This window comes from Nocardia sp. NPDC051981, from assembly GCF_040680715.1.
Classification (GTDB): Bacteria; Actinomycetota; Actinomycetes; order Mycobacteriales; family Mycobacteriaceae; genus Nocardia.
Map to the genome: position 1 here is coordinate 777,192 of NZ_JBFAXK010000001.1, position 21,004 is coordinate 798,195.

Annotated in this window: 20 protein-coding genes; 10 read left to right on the forward strand and 10 right to left on the reverse strand. The window is 69.4% G+C overall.

Features of this window, described 5'->3' with window-relative positions:
* The first annotated feature begins 7 nt into the window (after positions 1–7).
* Entirely contained in the window at positions 8–625 is a 618-nt protein-coding gene (locus tag AB0L60_RS03350) for a TetR family transcriptional regulator (RefSeq protein ID WP_364606387.1), read from the forward strand.
* Here AB0L60_RS03350 and AB0L60_RS03355 read toward each other — a convergent pair.
* A complete protein-coding gene (locus tag AB0L60_RS03355) occupies positions 618–935 on the reverse strand; it encodes a hypothetical protein (RefSeq protein WP_364606390.1) in 318 nt (105 codons plus the stop codon). The genes AB0L60_RS03350 and AB0L60_RS03355 overlap by 8 nt on opposite strands.
* A gap of 230 nt (positions 936–1,165) precedes the next feature.
* Here AB0L60_RS03355 and AB0L60_RS03360 point away from each other — a divergent pair, with 230 nt between their 5' ends.
* Both AB0L60_RS03360 and AB0L60_RS03365 read left to right on the forward strand, forming a co-directional pair.
* Positions 1,166–1,384: a type II toxin-antitoxin system VapB family antitoxin gene (locus tag AB0L60_RS03360; protein WP_364606393.1), complete on the forward strand. Its 219-nt coding sequence runs from the start codon at positions 1,166–1,168 to the stop codon at positions 1,382–1,384.
* A complete protein-coding gene (locus AB0L60_RS03365; RefSeq protein WP_364606396.1) occupies positions 1,381–1,815 on the forward strand; it encodes a PIN domain nuclease in 435 nt (144 codons plus the stop codon). The genes AB0L60_RS03360 and AB0L60_RS03365 overlap by 4 nt, the downstream gene beginning before the upstream one ends.
* Before the next feature lie 185 nt (positions 1,816–2,000).
* On the opposite strand, the gene AB0L60_RS03370 is transcribed toward AB0L60_RS03365, so the two are convergent.
* The 7 genes from AB0L60_RS03370 to AB0L60_RS03400 form a co-directional block, all read right to left on the reverse strand.
* The gene (locus tag AB0L60_RS03370) at positions 2,001–2,849 is read right to left on the reverse strand and encodes a helix-turn-helix transcriptional regulator (RefSeq protein WP_364606399.1); all 849 of its coding nucleotides are present in this window, start codon (positions 2,847–2,849) and stop codon (positions 2,001–2,003) included.
* Positions 2,850–2,931: 82 nt separating this feature from the next.
* On the reverse strand, positions 2,932–4,107 hold the full coding sequence (locus AB0L60_RS03375; RefSeq protein WP_364606402.1) for a lipid-transfer protein: 1,176 nt from the start codon (positions 4,105–4,107) through the stop codon (positions 2,932–2,934).
* Positions 4,104–4,517 carry a MaoC family dehydratase gene (locus AB0L60_RS03380; RefSeq protein WP_364606405.1) on the reverse strand — a complete coding sequence of 138 codons (414 nt, stop codon included), beginning with the start codon at positions 4,515–4,517 and terminating at the stop codon, positions 4,104–4,106. Before AB0L60_RS03380 ends, AB0L60_RS03375 begins: the two co-directional genes overlap by 4 nt.
* Positions 4,514–5,479 (reverse strand): bifunctional MaoC family dehydratase N-terminal/OB-fold nucleic acid binding domain-containing protein, encoded by a 966-nt coding sequence (locus AB0L60_RS03385; protein ID WP_364606408.1) that lies wholly within the window; start codon positions 5,477–5,479, stop codon positions 4,514–4,516. Before AB0L60_RS03385 ends, AB0L60_RS03380 begins: the two co-directional genes overlap by 4 nt.
* A gap of 17 nt (positions 5,480–5,496) precedes the next feature.
* On the reverse strand, positions 5,497–6,666 hold the full coding sequence (locus AB0L60_RS03390; RefSeq protein ID WP_354831337.1) for an acyl-CoA dehydrogenase family protein: 1,170 nt from the start codon (positions 6,664–6,666) through the stop codon (positions 5,497–5,499).
* Complete coding sequence (locus AB0L60_RS03395; protein ID WP_364606413.1) at positions 6,651–7,718, reverse strand: acyl-CoA dehydrogenase family protein; 1,068 nt, start codon at positions 7,716–7,718, stop codon at positions 6,651–6,653. Before AB0L60_RS03395 ends, AB0L60_RS03390 begins: the two co-directional genes overlap by 16 nt.
* A gap of 26 nt (positions 7,719–7,744) precedes the next feature.
* Positions 7,745–9,925, reverse strand: coding sequence for an acyl-CoA dehydrogenase (locus tag AB0L60_RS03400; protein WP_364606416.1), 2,181 nt, complete (start codon positions 9,923–9,925; stop codon positions 7,745–7,747).
* Between the two features lie 162 nt (positions 9,926–10,087).
* On the opposite strand from AB0L60_RS03400, the gene kstR reads away from it, so the two are divergent.
* From kstR to AB0L60_RS03425, 5 genes are all read left to right on the forward strand, one after another.
* The gene (gene kstR, locus AB0L60_RS03405; protein ID WP_040854337.1) at positions 10,088–10,738 is read left to right on the forward strand and encodes a cholesterol catabolism transcriptional regulator KstR; all 651 of its coding nucleotides are present in this window, start codon (positions 10,088–10,090) and stop codon (positions 10,736–10,738) included.
* 267 nt (positions 10,739–11,005) lie between these two features.
* Positions 11,006–13,576, forward strand: coding sequence for a trehalose-phosphatase (gene otsB / locus AB0L60_RS03410; RefSeq protein WP_364606421.1), 2,571 nt, complete (start codon positions 11,006–11,008; stop codon positions 13,574–13,576).
* Between the two features lie 195 nt (positions 13,577–13,771).
* Positions 13,772–14,719: a zinc ABC transporter substrate-binding protein gene (locus AB0L60_RS03415; protein WP_364606424.1), complete on the forward strand. Its 948-nt coding sequence runs from the start codon at positions 13,772–13,774 to the stop codon at positions 14,717–14,719.
* Between the two features lie 282 nt (positions 14,720–15,001).
* Positions 15,002–15,847 carry an ATP-binding cassette domain-containing protein gene (locus AB0L60_RS03420; protein WP_364606770.1) on the forward strand — a complete coding sequence of 282 codons (846 nt, stop codon included), beginning with the start codon at positions 15,002–15,004 and terminating at the stop codon, positions 15,845–15,847.
* Positions 15,844–16,722: a metal ABC transporter permease gene (locus AB0L60_RS03425; protein WP_364606427.1), complete on the forward strand. Its 879-nt coding sequence runs from the start codon at positions 15,844–15,846 to the stop codon at positions 16,720–16,722. The genes AB0L60_RS03420 and AB0L60_RS03425 overlap by 4 nt, the downstream gene beginning before the upstream one ends.
* A 123-nt stretch (positions 16,723–16,845) precedes the next feature.
* Here AB0L60_RS03425 and AB0L60_RS03430 read toward each other — a convergent pair whose 3' ends face one another.
* Positions 16,846–17,712, reverse strand: coding sequence for an A/G-specific adenine glycosylase (locus AB0L60_RS03430; protein WP_364606430.1), 867 nt, complete (start codon positions 17,710–17,712; stop codon positions 16,846–16,848).
* Positions 17,713–17,906: 194 nt separating this feature from the next.
* Here AB0L60_RS03430 and AB0L60_RS03435 point away from each other — a divergent pair, with 194 nt between their 5' ends.
* Complete coding sequence (locus AB0L60_RS03435) at positions 17,907–18,530, forward strand: carbonic anhydrase (RefSeq protein ID WP_364606433.1); 624 nt, start codon at positions 17,907–17,909, stop codon at positions 18,528–18,530.
* Between the two features lie 150 nt (positions 18,531–18,680).
* Positions 18,681–19,343: a hypothetical protein gene (locus AB0L60_RS03440; protein ID WP_364606436.1), complete on the forward strand. Its 663-nt coding sequence runs from the start codon at positions 18,681–18,683 to the stop codon at positions 19,341–19,343.
* A gap of 136 nt (positions 19,344–19,479) precedes the next feature.
* Here AB0L60_RS03440 and radA read toward each other — a convergent pair whose 3' ends face one another.
* Positions 19,480–20,880, reverse strand: coding sequence for a DNA repair protein RadA (gene radA, locus AB0L60_RS03445; protein WP_364606439.1), 1,401 nt, complete (start codon positions 20,878–20,880; stop codon positions 19,480–19,482).
* Positions 20,881–21,004 lie beyond the last annotated feature (124 nt).

A 21,004-nucleotide genomic window follows, 5' to 3' on the forward strand; every position in this document is an offset into this window, starting at 1 on the left:
AGCAAAGGTGACCACCTCCACACCCGACCGGCGCACCCTCATCGTGGACAGCGCCATCGATCTCATTGCCACCCAAGGACTCCGGGCGCTCACCCACCGCGCCCTGGACACCGCGCTGGAACTCCCCGCAGGATCGACGTCCTACTACTTCCGCACCAAACGAGCCCTTCTGGAGGGCATCGTGGACCGCATCACCATCCGCTCCCGCACCGACTTCGCGGCCGGGCCAGAGGACCTGGCGGCGCCGTCGGGAGCACCCGGAACCCGCACGGACAGCGCCCTGGACCGGCTCGCGGCAGGCATCGCGGGCTGGCTGGATCGCCTACTCGCGCAACGCCGCAACCATCTGATCGCCCGGCACGCCCTCATCATCGAACTGCTCGGCGACGCCGACATGCACGACAAACTCGCGAGCTCGCTCTTCTCGCACCGGCACGCCACCACCCTGTTCGAAACCCTCGGCGCATCCGACCCGGCCACTGCCGCAGCCGATTTCATCGCGGTCCTCGAGGGCCTGGTCTTCGACCGCTTCGCCGGCGCCCGCACCGGTCTCGCGCCGGGCACCGCGAAAAGCGTGAATCAGCTGGCGGCCGTATTGTCCGCCCAGTTCAGGGCCATCAGCTAGCGCGGTAGCGGATGTCCCAGATGCGCATGTTCGGCCACGGCGGCTGCTTGACCACGGCCAAGGTGCCGAGGGTCGCGGCGATCAGGCCGGTGAGGACACCGAGGGTCGCGATACGTGAACCATCCACGGCCGGCTCCCACTTCACCTCACCGTCGCGGATGACGAATATGCCGATCGGCCGCGACCCACGCCGGCCACTCACGGCCGCGACCGTGATGATCGTGGTCCCATCCGAGGTCTCGTGCGGTTCCCCGTACACCGGCGTGCTCCCCATCACCGGCAGCTCATTCAGCCGTTCCCGCAAGGTCATCGCGATCCCTTTCCCCACAGATGAATTGCGCCCCAATCTACGCCGCCGCCGGTAACCGCCACCGAACCTTGCGCGACCGCACCCCTCTCGGGGAACGCGATGCTATGCCCGGATATCTCGGGACAACCCCGCAACAACCCCGGCACCGACTTCGGTCGATCAGCCATCCAGAACCGCGACCGTGGCGAATACCTGCTGAATATTGCTGGCACTAATGCCGGAGACATATTATGAGATATATGAAAACGATGATCGACCTCGATGACGAGGCTCTCGCCCTGGCCGCCAAGGAACTCGGTACGACCACGAAGAAGGACACGGTCAACGCCGCGCTCAAGTTCGTGGCCGAGCGCAGGCAACGCATTGAACAGATCCTCGACGACCCGTACAGCATCGGGATCGGACCGGACATCGGCAATCCCGAGGTCATGCGCCAGGCCCGCCGTTGAACGAACCCACGCCGCTCCGGCTGCACCTCATCGATACTTCGGCCGCCGCTCGGATCCGCGACGACGCCGTGCGCGCCGTGATCGCCGGACTGATCGCCAACCGAGCCGCAGCCACGTGCGTGACCGTTGATCTCGAAGCCGGATACTCGGGCCGCAATCTGGCCGATCTGCAGAACATCGCGCAACGCCGCCGCGCCCTCTACGTGAACCTGCCTGTCAACGAGGCGATCGCTGACCGTGCGCGTGAGGTTCAGCAGTTACTCGCTCGCCAAGGGCTGCATCGCTCAGCAGGGATCGTCGATCTCATGACCGCTGCCGTCGCCGAATTCCACGACGCGGTCGTCGTCCACTACGACGCGGACTTCGAACACATCGCCGCAGTCACCCGGCAGCCCCATGTGTGGGTCGTGCCGAAAGGCACCATCGACTGAGCACGGCCGAGGACGCCTGGATCGACGAGGTCGCGATCGCCGGCAACCCCGCCCAGACCCGCCCCCGGCTCGCGGCAGTCATCGAGGGCACGAATTCCCTTGGCCCGCCGCTCTTCCCACCCGATCGCATGGACGATCATTTTCACCGCACGGCCTGTCACTGTTCCGCCCTACAGGCTCGAGGATCAGCTGCACCGTTTGGCTTCGGAGCTGCTCTCGTCCAGCAATGAGTCCAGCGCCCGCGCGGTATCGGTGCCCGGCGCCGGGGTGTAGGCGATGAGGGCTCGTACCCCGGGATCGGCCGGAAGATCCAGCAGTTCGTAATCCAGGTGCAGGTCGCCGACAAGGGGGTGGTGCACGACGTAGCGTCCGTATTGAAAGTCGTTGACCTCGTGCGTCTCCCAGTACTCCCGGAACTCGGGACTGCGTTCGTTCATGTCGCGCAACACTGCCCGCAGTTCCGGGTCGTCGGGCCGGTGGCCGGCCTGCAGCCGCATATCCGCGGCGATGTGGCCCGCGACCAGCGCCAGGTCGGCCGTGATCGCCCGGATGTGCGGGTCGAAGAAGATCAGATGCATCCACGTGCGTTCGGATTCGGGCAGTTCCGCGAAATCGATGCCGAACACCGCCACCGCGGCGGCGTTCCACCCCAGGATGTCGGTCCGATGCCCGACGATATACGCGGGCGCGCGGGTCATGGAATCGAGCAATTGCTGCAGCCCGGGGCGCAGCGGTTCGCCCGCCCGGGAGAGCGAACGCGGTGGGCGCGACAGATTGCGCAGGTGCCGTCGCTCGTCGTCGCTCAGCAGCAGCGCGGTCGCGATGGCGTCGACGATCCCTTCCGAAACCGCCTCGGCCCGCCCCTGTTCCAACCGCACGTAGTACTCGACACTCACCCCGGCCAGATGCGCGACCTCCTCGCGCCGCAACCCGGGCACCCGCCGCCGCCCCCACACCGGCAAGCCGATGTCCTCGGGCCGCAATCGCGCCCGGCGCGACCGAAGAAACTCGCCCATTTCAGACTTGTCGGACACCAGGCCGATTCTATGGATACCAAGCGGTTCCATGTGAAAGGCCCGGACGATCTCGGCGATCATCCGGGCCTTCGCGACTCGTTCAGTTGGCGGTGAGCACCAGACCCGAGGTCGGTACGCCGGTACCGGCGGTGACCACGATGTTCTCCAGGCCCTGGACCTGATTCACGGAGGTGCCGCGGATCTGGCGGACGCCCTCGGCGATGCCGTTCATGCCATGGATGTAGGCCTCGCCGAGCTGGCCGCCGTGGGTGTTCAGCGGCAGGCGGCCGCCGATCTCGATGGCGCCGTCGGCGATGAAGTCCCTGGCCTCGCCGCGGCCGCAGAAGCCGAGCTCCTCCAGCTGCATGAGAACGAAGGGGGTGAAGTGGTCGTAGAGGATGCCGGCCTGCATGTCCTCCGGCCGCAGTCCGCTCTGTGCCCACAGCTGGTCGCCGACCAGGCCCATTTCCGGCAGCCCGGTCATGGCGTCACGGTAGTAGCTGGTCATGACGTACTGGTCGGCACCGGAACCCTGTGCGGCGCCGGCGATCAGCGCGGGCTTGTTGGGCAGGTCCTTGGCCCGCTCGGCACTGGTGACCACGATGGCCACGCCGCCGTCGGTCTCCTGGCAGCAGTCCAGCAGGTGCAGCGGCTCCGCGATCCAGCGCGAGGCCTGGTGCTCCTCCAGGGTGATGGGCTTGCCGTAGAAGTGCGCCGCCGGGTTCACGGCCGCGTGCTTGCGATCGGCGACGGCCACCCGGCCGAAATCCTCACTGCGCGCGCCGTATACGTGCATGTAGCGGCGCGCCACCATGGCCACCTGCGCGGCCGGGGTGCCCAGGCCGTGGGTGTAGGAGAACGCGTTGTCCACGCCGGAGGAGCTCGGGTTGCCGGTCGCGAGGTGAGTCGCGAACTGCCCGAAGCGATTTCCGGAGCGCTCGTTGAAGGCCCGGTAGGCCACCACGACATCCGCGACACCGGTCGCGACCGCCATCGCCGCCTGCTGCACGGTCGCGGCGGCCGCGCCACCGCCGAAGGGGATGTTGCTGAAGAACTTCAGGGACGGGATACCGGCGGCGCGCGCCACGGCGGCCTGGGTATTGGTGTCCATGGTGAAGGTCGTCAGGCCGTCCACATCGGCGGGGGTGAGTCCCGCGTCGGCCAGGGCGGCGGTGACGGCCTCGGCGGCCAGGCGCAGTTCGCTGCGGCCGGAGTCCTTGGAGAAGTCGGTCGCGCCGATGCCGACGATGGCGGCGCTACGGCTCAGCCCACTCACTGTGCCTCCTGCAGGGAGATGACGGCTTTCGCCGTGATGTGGTCGCCGAGCGAGTCCTTGCCGACCACGTCGATGGTGATGTCCGCGCCGTCCACGGCCGCCACGGTGCCGCTCAGGGTGAGGGTGTCACCCGCGTACAGCGGCACACCCAGCCGCAGCGCGATCGACTTGACGATGGCCCGCGGCCCCGCCCAGTCCGTCACGAACCGCTGCACCAGACCGGTGTCGGTGAGGATGTTGACGAAGATGTCCTTGGACCCGCGCTCGACCGCCTTGTCGCGGTCGTGGTGCACGTCCTGGAAGTCCCGGGTGGCCAGCGCCGTCGAGACGATGAACGTGGTGTCGGCGTGAATCACCAACTCCGGCAACACGGTTCCGACCTGCACGGCCGAGAGCTCGACTGTGGTCATTTCACGGCCTCCCAGTAGGGCACGGTGTTGTCGTCGTCGAGCTTCAGGAAGCCCACCTCGACCGGCAGGCCGACCTCGACCTCGCCCGGCTCGATGCCGCGCAGCTCGCCGAGCATGCGCACGCCCTCCTCCAGCTCGACCAGGGCGATCACGTACGGCAGCTGCCGTCCGGGCACCTTGGGCGCGTGGTGCACCACGAAGCTGAAGACGGTGCCGCGACCGGAGGCGACCACATAGTCGGTCTGCTCCGAGTGGTCCTTCCACAGCGCCGGAACCGGCGGGTGCTGCAGCGAGCCGTCGGGCCGCTGCTGGATCCGCAGCTCCCCGAGTTTGATTCCGTCCCAGAAGAACTCGGTGTCCTTGGACACGGTCGGCCGCACGCGCTTGGCCAGATCTTCCGCGGACACCTCGCCGGATTCCCTGGGAGCGGCCGTCTTTCCGGTGCCGGGCGCGAACTTCAGCATGCGGAACTTCATCTCGGTGACCAGCTCGTCACCCACGTACCAGTTGGTGAGGTAGGTGGTGAACCAGCCCTCGCCGAGCCCGGTCCGCTTGGGGCCCACGATGTCGCCGATGCTGGACCGCACCGTCACCCGCTCGTCGAGCTGCAGGTAGCGGTGGTAGACCTGCTCGCAGTTGGTGGCGACCACCGAGGTGAAGCCGGCCGCGTCGAACAGGTCGTTGGTGCGGGTCATCGGGTCGTCATCGGCGCGGACGCCGCCCAGTCCCAGCATGGTCCACACCTGTGCCATGGCGGGCGGGGCCACGATGCCGGGATGCCCGGCCGCCTTGGCGGCGGCCTCGTCCACGTAGATCGGGTTGGCGTCGCCGAGGGCCTCGACCCAGTTGTTGATCATGGGCTGGTTGATCGGATCGCGCCCCGCGCGCGCCGCGGACTCACCGTCCGCCTTGATCTTCTCCAGGCCCTCGCGGATCTCGTCGGCCGTGAAACTCTTCGTCACGTTCTCTCCTCTGCGATCTAGCGCGGAACCCGCGGCAGGCGCAGGCCCATCTGGGCGATCAGCTCCCGCATGATCTCGTTGACGCCGCCGCCGAAGGTCACCACCAGGTTCTGCTTGGTCCGCTTGTCCAGCCAGACCAGCAGTTCCGCGGTGGCCGGGTCGGCGGGATCGCCGAAGCGGCCCACGATCTCCTCGGCCAGGCGGCCCGCCTGCTGCAGCGCCTCGGTGGAGAACACCTTGGTCGCCGAGGCGTCGGCGATGACATCGCGCTGGTCGGCGTCGGGGCGTTCCATATTGGAGGCCACCTGCCAGTTCAGCAGCTCGTTCAGCCGCGTCATGGCGTGCAGGCGGCCCAGCGAGCGCCGCACGTCGGCCTCGCCGAGCACGCCCTGGGCCTGCGCCCAGTCGTGCACCCGGTGGTAGAGCTGCTCGATCTTGCCGGACGGGCCCAGGCTCACCCGCTCGTGATTGAGCTGGGTGGTGATCAGCTTCCAGCCGCCGTTCTCCTCGCCGACCATCATGTTCGCGGGAACGCGAACATTGTCGAAGTAGGTGGCGTTGGTGTGGTGCGCGCCGTCGGCGGTGATGATCGGCGTCCACGAGTAGCCCGGATCCCTGGTATCCACGATCAGGATCGTGATGCCCTTGTGCCGGGACTCCGCGGAACCGGTGCGGCAGGCCAGCCAGACGTAGTCGGCCTCGTGCGCACCGGTGGTGAAGATCTTCTGCCCGTTGACGATCCAGTCGCCGTTGGCGTCGCGCACCGCGGAGGTGCGCAGCGCGGCCAGGTCGGTGCCGGCGTCCGGCTCGGAGTAGCCGATGGCGAAATGCACGTCGCCGGTGAGGATTCCGGGCAGGAACTTCTGCTTCTGCTCCTCGGTGCCGAACGACTGCAGCGCCGGGCCGACGGTCAGCAACGTGACCAGCGGCACCGGCACATCGGCGCGGACCGCCTCGTTGTAGAAGATCTGCTGTTCCAGCGGCCCGAAGCCCTGCCCGCCGTACTCCTTGGGCCAGCCGACGCCGAGCTTGCCGTCGCGGCCCATGCGCTTGACCACCGCGCGGTAGGCGTCACCGTGCCGGTTCACCAGCATCTCGGCCTCCTCTTCGGGAGTCACGAGACCGGTGAAGTACGTGCGCAGTTCGTCGCGCAGCTTGCGCTGCTCCGCGGTCAGTTCGATGAACATCTGGCTCCCAAACGGTCCAGCCGGAACGATTCGCCGCCGAGCCAGCGGGCGATGTCCTTGGCCTGTGAGTAGTAGCGGTGCAGCGGATGGGTGATATCCACCCCGAGACCACCGTGCAGGTGGTGACACTTCTGCATGGCCGCGGGCAGTTCCGCCGCCACCGTGTACGCCAGCACGTCGAGATCGTCGTCGATGCGCTCCAGGTGCTCGGCGCCCTGTTCGTCCTGGGCCAGCGCCCAGGTGGCCGAGCAGGCGGCGGCGTGCAGCGTCCGCGAGGCCACGTAGACATCCGCGATCTGCTGTGCGACAGCCTGGAATTCGGCCAGCGGGCGGCCGAACTGCTGACGGGTGCGCACGTGCTCGGCGGTCAATGCGACCACGCCGGCGAGCAGGCCGTCGGCCACCGCGCCGAGGCTCGCCAGCGCGAACCGGTGCAGTGCGGTCAGCCCGCCGGGCAGCAGCTGCTCGGCCGGGATCACGACCTGGTCGAACCGGAGCGAAAACTCCGGCACGCCATCGGAAGTCGGGCTCGCGGTGCGGGTGATGCCCGCGGCGTCACCGTCCACCACGGCGATGCCGCTGTCGGTGGGCACCAGGATCCAGCGCGCGGTGTCGGCGTAGGGCACCGCCACCTTGCGGCCGGTGACGCGCACGGTGGCGCCGTCGGTCACCGCGGTGGTCTCCGGCTTCACCGTGAACGGCGAGCCGGGCTCGTGCAGGGCGGCGGTCAGCACCGCGCCCTCGGCCACGGCTGGAAACACCTTGTCCGCCAGGGCATCCGGCAGGCCGATCGCCTTCAGCGGCAGCACGCCGAAGCCGAGGGTGACCAGTGCGGGCGCCTGCGCGGCGGCGCGGGCCAGCTCGGTGAGCATGGCCCCGACCTCGAGCAGGCCCATATCGTCGCCGCCGAAGCGTTCGGGCAGCGGCACGGCCAGCAGGCCGCTGTCCGCGATGATCGGCCACAGCGCGGCATCACGCGCGCTGTCGCGTTCCAGCAAACTTACGACAACCTCGGCGACAGCGTCCTGGCTCTCGTCCCTGGTGAAGTCCAATGCAATGCTCCCGGTTCAGGTGTGGACTAGCCGTGCGATTCGCGGGGCAACCCGAGGATCCGTTCACCGGCGACGGTCAACAGGATCTGCTCGGTACCGCCGGCAATCGACAAACAGCGTGTGAGCAGGAATTCTTTCACCGCGTCGGTTTCCAGAGCGCCCGCCGTACCAGACAGTTCGACGGCGAATTCCGCTACCGCCTGCCGGTGTCTCACACCGACCAGTTTGCGCACGCTGCTCTGCGCGGCAGGGTCCCCGCCGGACAGCAGCTTCTGCGCCGCACGAGCTTCCAACAATGTTCCGGCAACCGATTCCGCGATGAGCCCGCCGAGCCGGTCCGCGACCAGCTCCGCGCCCGGGCCCGAGGCCGGCGCGGCGGCGATCAATGCCTCCAGCTCGTCGCCGATTCCCTTGCCGCCCATGGCGACCCGTTCGGCCGACAGGGTGGAGCGGGCGATCTTCCAGCCATTGCCGAGTTCGCCGACCAGGCAGTCGTCCGGCACGAAGACGTCGTCGAGGAACACCTCGTTGAAGCGCGCCTCACCGGTGATCTCCACCAGCGGCCGGATGTCCAGCCCCGCGCTCTTCATATCGACCAGGAAGTAGCTGATGCCCTTGTGCTTCGGCGCGGACGCGTCGGTGCGCGCCAGGCAGATGCCCCAGGTGGCGCGATCGGCCAGCGAGGTCCACACCTTCTGGCCGCGCAGCTTCCAGCCGCCCTCGACCCGCTCGGCCACCGTGCGCAGCGCCGCCAGATCCGACCCGGCGCCGGGCTCGGAGAACAGCTGGCACCAGATGACCTCACCGGTCAGCGTCGGCATGGCGTAGCGCTCGATCTGCTCGGGGGTGCCCCACTGCAGCAGGGTCGGGATCGCCCAGTTGGCAATCGCGATGTCCGGCAGCGCGATACCCGCCTGGCGGATCTGGTCGTCGAGGCGCGTGCGCAGCAGGGGTCCGGCGCCGCGACCGTAGGGCGCGGGCCAGTGCGAGGCCAGCAGTCCGGCCTCGGCCAGTGCCACCCGCTGCTCCGGCTCCGGCAGCGCCGCGATCTTGGCCAGGTCCGCCGCCAGCACGGCCGCCTCGGCGGCATCCAGACCGGCTGTCTCCCAGTCGGATCCGGGCTCGCCGTCGGCGCCCAGGTCGACGCCGACCGTGCGGCGCATGCCGGCCAGGGTCAGCTCGGCGACCCGGGCCCGCCAGCGCGCGGTGCCGCCCAGCAGCTGCCGCAGCGCGGTGGCCCGGCGCAGATACAGATGCGCGTCGTGCTCCCAGGTGAAACCGATTCCGCCCAGAACCTGAATGCAATCCTTGGCATTCTCCACCGCGGCATCCAGCGACATGGACAGCGCGACGGCGGCGGCCAGCTGCAGTTCCGCGCTACCACTGTCCGCGGCGGCGGCCGCATCGGCGGCGACGGCGCGAATCTGTTCGGCCCGGCACAGCATCCACGCGCAAATGTGTTTGACCGCTTGGAATTCGCCGATCTTGCGCCCGAATTGTTCGCGCACCTTCGCATATTCGGTGGCGGTCTCCAGGCACCAGCCCGCGATGCCCGCGGCCTCGGCGGCGACCAGCGTGGCGGCCAGGTCCAGCACGGAGAAGCCGGGCTCGAACAGGCGGTCCGCGGCCACGGCGACGTCCGCGCACACCACGCGCGCCACCGGCACGGTCTTGTCGATGCCGGCCAGCGGCTCCACGGTCAGCCCGGCGGCGTCGGCGTCGATCAGCGCCCACAGGTGACGGTCACCGTCGTGCACCGGGACCAGCACCGCGGTACCCGGTGCGGCGCCCGGAACCGAGTCCCACTCACCGGACACCGAGGCGCCCGATTCGCCCACGGATATTGCGATTTCGCCCGCGAGCGCGACGCCGCATGGCGTAGTCTCGTCGAGCGCCTCGCCGGCGACGAGTCCCGCCAACGCCGTCGAGAGCACCGGTCCGCCGACCAGGTCATGTGCCGCCTGCTCCACCAGCACGGCCAGATCCCCGACGGTCCCACCCGCGCCCCCGGCCTCCTCCGGCACCGCGACCCGGAAAATTCCGAGATCGGACAGGCGTGGCCAGTATTCGCGCCAGAAATCGGGCGCGCCGGAACGCAGTTCCGCCTGTGCTCTGGAACGCATTGTTGCAATCGGGCGCACGGCGGTTGCCCATCCGCGCATCGACTCCTGGACGGCTTTATGCTCGTCAGTGGTGGCTATGGTCACACTCCATACCGCCTTTCCGGCGTGACTTCAGCTCCTAGAACATGTTCTAATGTTCGAGCCGGGCCGAAGTCAAGCGCCGTCCCGGTCGCGGTACGAACTCGTGCCCAGTCGACGCTGGGTGAGATGAACCGAACGATTCGTGCAGGAAAGGACTCTCAACCGATGGCCAGTCCCTCCCGATCGCAGGCCGCCGACGGGGTGCCCGGTGGACGCACCGCGCCCGTCACCACCCTCAGCGAGGAGGATCTGAGCTCGGCGGCGCAGCGCGACCGACGCAAGCGCATCCTCGACGCCACGCTCGCGCTGGCGTCCAAGGGTGGCTACGACGCGGTCCAGATGCGAGCGGTCGCCGAACGCGCGGATGTCGCCGTCGGCACGCTCTACCGGTACTTCCCGTCCAAGGTGCACCTGCTGGTATCCGCCCTGGCCCGGGAATTCGAGCAGTTCGAGGGCCGGCGCAAGCCGCTCGCCGGCGCCACCCCGCAGGAGCGCATGCACCTGCTGCTCACCCAGGTCACCCGGGCCATGCAGCGCGACCCGCTGCTCACCGAGGCCATGACCCGCGCCTTCATGTTCGCCGACGCCTCCGCGGCCGCCGAGGTCGATCGGGTCGGCAAGGTGATGGACCGATTCTTCGCCCGTGCCCTCTCCGACGAGGTTCCCAGCGACCGCCAGCTCGCCATCGCCCGCGTCATCTCCGACGTGTGGCTGTCGAATCTGGTTGCGTGGCTGACCCGCCGCGCCTCGGCCACCGATGTGACCGAGCGCCTGGAGCTCACCGTCGATCTGCTGATCGGCAGCGGCAACGAATAGCGAGTAGCACGAACGCAAGCTTGCGTTCGCTCGATGCGCAACGGGCTGCCCGGTCCGGAGAACCGGGCAGCCCGTTGCGCGTTTGCTGGAACCCCGCTGGTCAGCCGGGGTGAACGCAGAGCAACCCGCGCGTGTCTCACAAAAAGCGTGAACGACCCGGAAGTGTCTCGTAAACGCTATGTATCACCGCACACACGAGTGAGCAATCAAGACCCAGTAGCATCACTCGCGCCCTGAAAAATCTCCTCCGATCACTAGGTTGGATGCGTGAGCGCACAGGATTTGTCACTGGAACTTCGCCGTGCCCTGTCGGCCATCGCCCGCGTGCCACGGTTGCTGGTCGCTTCGGACTACGACGGGACGATCGCGCCCATCGTCTCCGACCCGGCCAAGGCCTATCCCCATCGGGAGTCGGTGAGCGCCTTACGCGCTCTCGCCGGACTCACCGGAACCACCGCCGCCGTGATCTCCGGTCGCGCCCTGCGCGATCTCGCGGCCCTGTCCCGGCTGCCCGTCGAGGTGCAGCTGATCGGTAGTCACGGTTCGGAATTCGATGTCGGCTTCGTGCACGCCATCGACAACGACGCGAAACAGCTGCTGCAGGAGGTCACCACGACCCTGACGCAGATCGCTCAGGACAATCCGGGCGCTTCTGTCGAGATCAAACCGGCCAGCGTGGCCCTGCACGTCCGCAATGCCAGCCCCGAAATCGGCCATCGCGCAGTCTTTGCGGTGCGCCAGGGCCCGGCCAGCTGGGTCGGCGTGCAGACCACCGAGGGCAAGGAGGTCATCGAACTCGCGGTGGTCGAGACCGACAAGGGCGCGGCACTCGATATCGTCCGGCATCAGCAGGGCGCCTCGGCGGCACTGTTCATCGGCGACGACGTCACCGACGAGAAGGCCTTCAAACGCCTCTCCGGACCGGACGTCGGTATCAAGGTCGGCGACGGCGAATCGCTGGCCGAGTACCGGGTCGCCAGCACCGAGGAGGTGTCGAAGGCGCTGGCGTTCCTCCTCGAGGAACGCCGCACGTGGTTGGCAGGTGCCTCCGCCCCTCGAATCGAGCGGCTGACCATGCTGGCCAGCCCGCGCTCCAAAGCCCTTGTCACACCGGACGGCACCGTCACCTGGCTGTGCCACCCCGAACCCGATTCCGCCGCCGTCTTCGCCCATCTGCTGGGCGGACCGGGCGCGGGCCATTTCACCATTCAGCCCGAGCGCACCAGCCTGCCGCTGTCGCAGCGCTATGTCGACGGCACCATGACCGTCGAAACCCGTTGGTCCAGTTTGCAGGTCGTCGACTACCTGCCGCACGACGTGGTACCCGAGCGCACCGACCTGACCCGCGTCATCACCGGTGACGCCAAAGCGGTCATCACCTTCGCGCCGCGCCCCGAATTCGGGCAGGTGCCGGTACGGCTGCTGCCCGCCACCGGCGGGCTCAAGGTGGAGGGCCCCAACGATCCGATCGTGCTGCGCTCCCCCGGCGTGGAATGGGAGATCATCGACGACGGCAACCACCACACCGCCCGCGCCGTGGTCGACCCGCGACAGGGCCCGATCGTGCTCGAAATGCGGTGCGGCACCTCCGATCTCGCGCCCGCCATGCGGGCCGAGTCGGACCGCCGCCGGGAGGCCGAGCGGTACTGGGCCGAATGGGTGGGCACGCTCGAACTGCCGCCGCTCAAGCCGGATCTGATGAAGCGCTCGGCGCTCACCCTGCGCGGGCTGGTGCACTCGCCCTCCGGATCCATCCTGGCCGCGGCCACCACCTCGCTGCCCGAGGACATCGGCGGCGTGCGCAACTGGGACTACCGCTACTGCTGGCTGCGCGACGCCTCGCTCACCGCGTCCGCGCTGGTCTCGCTGGGCTCGCTCAGCGAGGCCGAGGATCTGCTGGCCTGGGTGCACCGGGTGCTCGAGACCCTGCCCGGACCCGAGCGACTGCACCCGCTGTACACGCTCTACGGCGAGACGCTGCCCCCCGAGGCCGTCATCGACCAGCTGCCCGGCTACGCCGGCTCACGGCCGGTGCGCGTCGGCAACGCGGCCAACATGCAGGTGCAGCTGGACGTGTTCGGGCCCATCGTGGATCTCATCTCCCAGCTCGCGCACGCGCGGGAACGCAAGGGCGTCAACGATCCCGCGAAGGCGCTGCCGGATGCGGACTGGGAACTGGTGCACGCCATGGTCTCCGCGGTGCAGCGCCGCTGGCGCGAGGCCGACCACGGCATCTGGGAGATCCGCGGCAATCCGCGCCACCACGTCTACTCCAAGGTCATGGGCTGGCTCGCCGTGGACCGGGCGCTCACCCTGTCCCGGCAGTTCGGGCGGCCGGCGGATCCCGAGTGGGAGCCGCTGCGCGACACCATTGCCGACGAGGTCCGCACCGAGGGCTGGAACGACGAAGTCCAGTCCTACACAGCGGCTTACGACGGCACCGACCTCGACGCGGCCACGCTGCACATCGGGCTCAGCGGGCTGATCGATCCCTCGGATCCGCGGTTCGCGGCCACCGTGGTGGCCACCGAGGCCGAGCTGCGCAGCGGTTCGACGGTGTACCGGTACCACCACGACGACGGGCTGCCCGGCGGTGAGGGCGGGTTCCACCTGTGCGCCGCCTGGCTGGTGGAGGCGTACCTGCTCATCGGCAAGCGGGAGGACGCCGAGGCGTTGTTCGCTCAGCTGGTGGATGTGGCGGGACCGACCGGTCTGCTCTCCGAGGAGTACGACCCGGTCGCCGAACGCTCGCTCGGCAACCACCCGCAGGCGTACTCGCACCTCGGCCTGCTCCGCTGCGCGCAGCTGCTGAGCCTGCCGGTCGCGGCGATGACCTAGGCCGGACCGCACGACCGAAGCGGCCCCCGCGAACATCTGTTCGCGGGGGCCGTTTTCTGCGCGGGTCCGAGGTGGGCCGCAGGTGTCGCAGGCCACATCTCCCAACCCGGGGCTAGGGACCTAACGGTCGTTTGCGCTACATTCAAATGGCAATCGTTTTCGTTACTAGTAAGCCGCAGTGCCAGGAGTGCCCGCGTGACCACCAGCTTCGCCCGAGGATTCGCCGTGTTCGCCGCCGGACTTGCGACGGTCGCCACCATGACCGCCTGCGGCAGTGCCAAGAGCTCCGATCAGCCGACCGTCGTCGCCTCCACCAATGTCTGGGGCGATATCACCCGAGCCGTCGCCGGGCCGGACGTGACCGTCGCATCGATCATCGACGACCCCACGGTGGACCCGCACTCGTTCGAGGTCTCCCCCGCCGACGCCGCCAAGATCACCGACGCCAAGCTGGTCGTCTACAACGGCGGCCACTACGACGAGTTCATCGACAAGGCCATCGCGGGCCGGAACACGAAGACCGTCAACGCCTTCGACATCGCCACCGGGGGCGATCACGCGCACGAGAGCGGTTCGGCCGCACCGACTTCCGCGCGGACCGAGGCCGCCGGTCACGACCACGAGGCCAATGAGCACGTCTGGTACGACCTGCACCAGGTCGGCCACATCGCCCAGCACATCGCCGAGGCCCTCGGCGAGATCGACCCCGGCCACAAGCAGGCCTTCGCCGACCGCGCCGCCGCCTTCGCCGCGCAGCTGGCCCCCATCGAGGCCGTGACCGCCAAGATCGCCGCCGAGCACCCGAACCAGCCGGTCCTGCAGACCGAGCCGCTGGCCGCCTACCTGCTCACCGCCGCCAAGGCCGACGACAGGACCCCGCACGCCTTCCAGGAGGCCGTCGAACAGGGCACCGACCCCGCGCCCCAGGACGTGGCCGCCGTGCGAGACCTGTTGAGCGCCAAGCAGGTCCGCGCCCTCGTCTACAACATCCAGACCGAGGACAAACTCACCAGGGACCTGCGCGCCACCGCCGAAAAGTCCGGCGTCTCCGTCGTCGAGGTCACCGAAACCCTCCCCAAGGGCCTGGACTACGTCACCTGGATGACGAACAACGCCCAGTCCCTCGCCAAGGCCCTGTCCTGACCGACCGCCGCATCCGGGAGTACCACCATGACCGCGAACCCCGCGCAGGCACCCGATGCCGGCGTGACGACGCCCAAAGCCGGTTGCGCCCTCACCGGAGCGCGCCCCCGCACCCTCTCCGGACGCTCGGCCTGCGCCGAGACTCCTCCTCCGTCGACCGACTCGACCCCCACCGCCGATACGAACACCCTTGCGGCGCAGGTCGAAACGACGGCGAACGCCGGCTCCGGCGCGCCGGCCACGGGCGCAGGCAGCGCACACGGCGGCCGGGGCACCCCGGCCGTGCGGCTGTCGAATGCGCGGCTGTCGTTCGGCGAGCGGACGTTGTGGCAGGGGCTGAATCTCGAGGTGGCGCCGGGGGAATTCATTGCGGTGCTGGGACCCAATGGGTCCGGGAAGACGTCGTTGATGCGGATGCTGCTGGGGCAGCTGGGGCTGACCGCGGGAACCGCCGAGGTCGCGGGATCGCCGGTGCGGGTGGGGAATCCGGATATCGGGTATGTGCCGCAGCAGAAGACCATCGAGGGCGGGGCGCAGCTGCGCGGGGTCGACCTCGTCGGGCTCGGGGTGGACGGGCATCGGTGGGGGCTCGGGCTGCGCGGGCGCAGGGAACGCAAACGCAAAGTGGCGGCGGCGATCTCGGCCGTGGGGGCGGAGCGGTTCGCCTACGCGCCGCTGGACGCGCTCTCGGGCGGCGAGCAGCAGCGGCTGCGGGTGGCGCAGGCGCTGGCCGGTGATCCCCGGGTGCTGCTGTGCGACGAACCGCTGCTGTCGCTGGATCTGGCGAATCAGCGGCTGGTCTCCGAGCTCATCGACCGGCGGCGGCGCACTCACGACACCGCGGTGCTGTTCGTGACGCACGAGATCAATCCCATTCTGCCGCTGGTGGATCGGGTGCTGTACCTGGTCGACGGGCAGTTCCGGATCGGCACGCCCGACGAGGTCATGACCTCCGAGACCCTCTCCGAGCTCTACGGCACCGAGGTGGACGTGCTGCGCGTGCGCGGCCGCCTGGTGGTCGTCGGCACCGGCGACGCCATGGACGCCCTCGGCGAATCCGGTGCGGCCCACTGCCACGGCGAAAGCAAGCACCGCCACGGCGAGCAGGCACAGGAGACGCGGGCATGATCGACAAGCTGTCCAAGCTGTTCTCGCAGATGTTCGACGTCTCCACCACCGCTCATCTGCTGTCCTACGACTTCGTGCAGCAGGCGGTGCTCGCCGCCGCCCTGCTCGGCCTGCTGGCCGGGGCCATCGGCCCGCTCATCATCAGCCGCCAGATGTCCTTCGCCGTGCACGGCACCAGCGAGCTCTCGCTGACCGGCGCGGCAGCCGCGCTGCTGGCCGGCATCGGCGTCGGCCTGGGCGCCATCATCGGTTCGGTGGTCGCGGCCGTGCTGTTCGGCGTGCTGGGTTCCCGTGCCCGCGAACGTGATTCGGTGATCGCCGTGGTGCTGTCCTTCGGCCTCGGCCTGTCGGTGCTGTTCCTGTGGCTCGGCCCGGAACGCGCGGGCTCCAAGTTCTCGCTGCTGACCGGTCAGGTGGTCAGCGTCGGGAATTCCGGGCTCGGCCTGCTGGCCACCTGCACCGCCGCCGTGCTGGTGGTGCTGGCCGCCGTCTACCGCCCGCTGCTGTTCGCCAGCGCGGATCCGGAAGTGGCGGTGGCGCGTGGTGTTCCGGTGCGGGCGCTGTCCATCGTGTTCGCCGTGCTGCTCGGCGTGACGGCGGCCTTCGGCGTCCAGATCGTCGGCGCGCTGCTGGTGCTCTCGCTGCTGATCACTCCCGCCGCCGCGGCCGCCCAGCTCACCGCCAGCCCAGCCCGGGTGGCGATCCTGTCCATCGTGTTCGCCGAGATCGCCGCCGTCGGGGGCATTCTGCTGTCGCTGGCCCCCGGCGTCCCGATCTCGACCTTCGTCACCACCATCTCGTTCACGATCTACCTGATCTGCCGGGTGATGGGCAGCCGCACCCGTAATCGCCGCCGAGTCCTCGTCGCCGCCTGAGTTTCGGGCCGGATCCCGCGAAACCGGCTGCGACACCGCGATCTACCGCATGAGGGGCGGCAGATCGCCCCTGCACGCCCCTCCCGGACAACGACCCCTCGGCCCGGGAGGGGCGTCCGCGGGTCAGCTGCCCTCGCCCGCCAGCGCGAACAGGCCGTCAGGGGTCTGTTCGATGAGACCGTCGACCAGCAGCGAATCCAGGGCCCGATCCCGCTGGCCCGGATCGCGAGTCCAGGCCAGGTCCAGGCGAACCCGCTCCACCGGACCCGACGCCCCGCGCAGGACGTCGAGCAGGCGGCCCCGCGCCTGCCGGTCGGTGCCCTCGTACTTCTGCACGCGCCGCACCACCTCGGAGGCCGGGCGGCCCGCGGTGACCCAGGCGCACACGGGAAGTGGGCAGCGCTCGCAATCCGGGGTCCGCGCGGTGCAGATCAGCGCGCCCAGTTCCATCAGGGCCGCCGACATGACGGCGGCCCGGTCGACCCGCGCGGGCAGCAGGGCCTCGGTTTCCGCGAGATCGCGGTTCGCCGGATTGCCCGCCTCGGCGCGGCCGTGCACCGCGCGGGCCACCACGCGGCGAACATTGGTGTCCACCACCGGAACTCGCTGGCCGTACGCGAAACAGGCCACGGCACGGGCGGTGTACGCACCGATCCCGGGCAGGCTCAGCAGCACGTCCACGTCGGCCGGCACCTCGTCGCCGTGCTCCTCGGCCAGTACCCGGGCGCACTCGTGCAGCCTCAGCGCGCGCCGCGGATAGCCGAGTTTGCCCCAGGCGCGCAGGACGTCGCCCTGCGGTGCGGCGGCCATGGCGGAGGGCACCGGCCAGCGGGCCACCCACTCCCGCCAAATGGGTTCGACCCGCACCACCGGCGTCTGCTGCAGCATGATCTCGCTCATGAGGATCTGCCACGCCGTCACGCCGGGCCGTCGCCACGGCAGGTCCCGCGCGGTCTCGCGATACCAGTCGATGAGCGCGTCGCTGTCCATCTTCGCCTCCTCCCGGCCGTTTCGGAGCCGGGAAATCCCGCACGCCGCCACGCGCGATGGTATCCATTTCGGCGAGGCCGGTTTCCGCCCACCCGGCGGCTCACCGGGCGCACGGCGATCCGGTCGGCGCGTCTTTGCCCGACCGTAACGCTGAGGACTCGCCGGTAACCAGAGGGCTATGGAAAATGGGACACATGCCGCATAACAACCCGATCAGTGCCTGGAAAGCCTTGCGCGAAGGCAACGAGCGCTTCGTCAACGGCACGTTGCAGCACCCTAGCCAGGGCGCGGCCGACCGGGCCAAGCTCGTCGCCGGGCAGCAGCCCTCGGCAGTTCTGTTCGGCTGCGGCGACTCTCGCGTCGCCGCCGAGATCATCTTCGATCAGGGTCTCGGCGACATGTTCGTGGTCCGCACCGCCGGCCACGTCGTCGACGCCTCGGTGCTGGGCTCCATCGAATACGGCGTCCAGGTGCTGTCGGTGCCGCTGATCCTCGTGCTCGGCCACGACAGCTGCGGCGCGGTCCGCGCCACCATCGACGCCCTCGACCACGGCAACGTCCCCGGCGGGTTCATCCGCTCGGTCGTGGAGCGTGTCACCCCGTCCATCCTCATCGGCCGCCGTGAAGGCCTGGAATCGGTCGACGAGCTCGAGGCCCGCCACGTCGAGGAGACCGCCCGCCTGCTCATGCAGCGGTCGATGATCATCTCCCAGCGGGTGGCCACCGGCGAGTGCGCCATCGCCTGTGTCACCTACAACCTCGGCGATGGCGAGATCAAGCTGCACCGCGTCATCGGCAACATCGGCGAAGTGGTCTAGCCCGCTCCAACCGGGTGGCGTCGGTTCTGCCGGGGATGCGCGTTTCGCTCCCGCGGGCGGCGGAATTTACCGCCCCCGTAGGCGCTTTCACGTCCGACACGCCGACACCCTGCTCGGGATGACCCGGACGGTGCCCTTACCGTTGACACCGTGCTGGAACCGAACGGACCACTGCCACCCGAAATCTACTGGCGCCGTCGCGCGGTCGCGATCGGCGCGATGGTGCTCGGCCTCGCGCTGGTGATCTGGGTGGCCTTCGCGCTGCTGAAGGGCGGCGGCGACCACAAGACGGACGCCAAGGCCACCACCTCGGGCGCCGCGGCCACCACCAAGGCCGCGAGCAGTTCCGCGAGCGCCCCGGAGCCGACCGCGGCCAAGCCGTCCGTCGCCGCCCCGACCGCTATCCCGCCGGCCGCGCTGGGTATGTGCCCCGACCAGTCGCTCGCCGTGAAGGTGACCGTCGGGCAGCCCACCTACAAGGTCGGCGAGCCGCCGCAGTTCGGCATCGTCATCACCAATATCTCCAGCGCCGCCTGCGCACGCGACATGGGGTCGGGCCTGCAGCTGGTCCAGGTCCAGTCCCTGGACGGCCAGCGCAGGCTGTGGTCCAGCACCGACTGCTACCCGGACGGCACCCCCGACGTGCACACCCTGGCCCCCGGCCAGCAGGCCGCGTTCACCGTGGCCTGGTCCGGCGCCACCTCCCAGCCCAACTGCGCGGGCGACCGGGTTCAGGTCCCGGCGGGCCCCTACACCGTTGTGGCGCAACTCGGTTCGGTCCGCAGCGCCCCCGAGCCCTTCAATCTCGTCTGAATCAGCACACGACGGCGGAGGCCGGGATCCGATGGACCGGACTCCGGCCTCGGCCGTTTTCGAGAATTCCGTTAATTGCGAACCGAATTCCGGTCCGGATCGAATTCGATGCCGCGACCTCATTCGATTTCGGCTGTCATTCAGCCATTTCCGCCGGGGCCTGCGCACCGCGCCGTCGGCGCAACCCGGTAACGGCAAGGGCGGCACGGATATCGGCGACCTCGCGCACGGTCATGCTGCGGCCGGTGCGATCCGCGCCCGGCGGCACCAGGGCCTCGGTGAAGCCCAGCCGCTCCGCCTCCGCCAGCCGGCGGGTGAGCCCGGTCACCTGGCGCACCTCGCCCGCCAGCCCCACCTCGCCCAGCACCACCAGGCCGCTGGGCAGCGCCAGATCCTGGCTGGCGCTCGCAATGGCAAGCGCGACAGCCAGATCCGCGGCGGGCTCTGTGAGCCGCATACCGCCCACGGTGGCCGCGTAGACGTCCTGCTTGCCCACGAAGACGCCCCCGCGGCTCTGCAGGACAGCCAGGACCATGGAAACGCGGTTGTAGTCCAGCCCGCTCACAGCGCGCCGGGGCGCGGGCGCCTGGGTCTCCACCGTCAGCCCCTGCACCTCACCCAGCATGGGCCGCTTGCCGTCCATGGCGACCGTCACCGCGGTCCCGGGCACCGCGTCACCCCGATGGTGCAGGAACAGGCCCGAAGGGTCGTCCACACAATGGATTCCGGCCTCCCGCATCTCGAAGCAGCCGACCTCGTCGGTGCTGCCGAAGCGATTCTTGATGCCGCGCACCATGCGCAACGAGGAGTGCTTGTCGCCCTCGAACTGGAGCACCACGTCGACCAGGTGCTCGAGCGTGCGCGGACCGGCCACCGCGCCGTCCTTGGTGACGTGCCCGACCAGCAGCACCGCGATCCCGCTCGCCTTGGCCAGCGAGGTGAGCGCCGCCGTCACCGACCGCACCTGGGTGACACCGCCGATCACGCCGTCCGCGTCGGCGGCCAGCATGGTCTGCACCGAGTCCACCACCAGCAGTGAGGGTTTCACCTGCTCCACGTGCCCGAGAATGGTCGCCAGATCCGATTCCGCGGCCAGGTACACCTTGTCGTGCACCGCGCCCGTGCGGTCCGCCCGCAGCCGCACCTGCCCCGCCGACTCCTCCGCGGTCACGTACAGCGCGATCTCGTCGCGCGCCCGCGCCCACCGGTGCGCCACCTCGAGCAACAGCGTCGACTTGCCCACCCCGGGCTCCCCCGACAGCAGCACCACCGACCCGGGAATGATCCCGCCGCCCAGCACCCGATCCAACTCGGACACCCCAGTCGACCGCGCCTGGGTCTTGTTGGAGTCGATGCTCGAGATCGGCGCGGCCGCCGTGCTCGGCAGCATCGTCCGCCGCCCCACTGCGACCGCCGACGCGGACGCCGCCATCTCCTCGATGGTCCCCCACGCGTTGCAATCCGGGCAGCGCCCAACCCATTTGGCGACCTCGTGCGAGCAGTCCGCGCACCGGTACAGCGATTTCACCTTGGCCACGCCGGGCAGCCTAGCCAGCGCCCCCGACACTGTGCCCTATTTGCCCTCCGCTGGGCTCCGGGCGGGTTCGCGGCCCCGAGGTCTCGGTTCTTCCCTCCTCCGCTCCAAGGCGGAGGTCGATTCC

Excerpts from the sequence above, each read along its gene's own strand:
- AB0L60_RS03355 (WP_364606390.1), bottom strand. The coding sequence starts at position 935 with ATGACCTTGCGGGAACGGCTGAATGAGCTGCCGGTGATGGGGAGCACG.
- AB0L60_RS03360 (WP_364606393.1), top strand. The coding sequence starts at position 1,166 with ATGAGATATATGAAAACGATGATCGACCTCGATGACGAGGCTCTCGCC.
- AB0L60_RS03380 (WP_364606405.1), bottom strand. The coding sequence starts at position 4,517 with ATGACCACAGTCGAGCTCTCGGCCGTGCAGGTCGGAACCGTGTTGCCG.
- AB0L60_RS03390 (WP_354831337.1), bottom strand. The coding sequence starts at position 6,666 with ATGTTCATCGAACTGACCGCGGAGCAGCGCAAGCTGCGCGACGAACTG.
- kstR (WP_040854337.1), top strand. The coding sequence starts at position 10,088 with ATGGCCAGTCCCTCCCGATCGCAGGCCGCCGACGGGGTGCCCGGTGGA.
- AB0L60_RS03425 (WP_364606427.1), top strand. The coding sequence starts at position 15,844 with ATGATCGACAAGCTGTCCAAGCTGTTCTCGCAGATGTTCGACGTCTCC.
- AB0L60_RS03430 (WP_364606430.1), bottom strand. The coding sequence starts at position 17,712 with ATGGACAGCGACGCGCTCATCGACTGGTATCGCGAGACCGCGCGGGAC.
- AB0L60_RS03435 (WP_364606433.1), top strand. The coding sequence starts at position 17,907 with ATGCCGCATAACAACCCGATCAGTGCCTGGAAAGCCTTGCGCGAAGGC.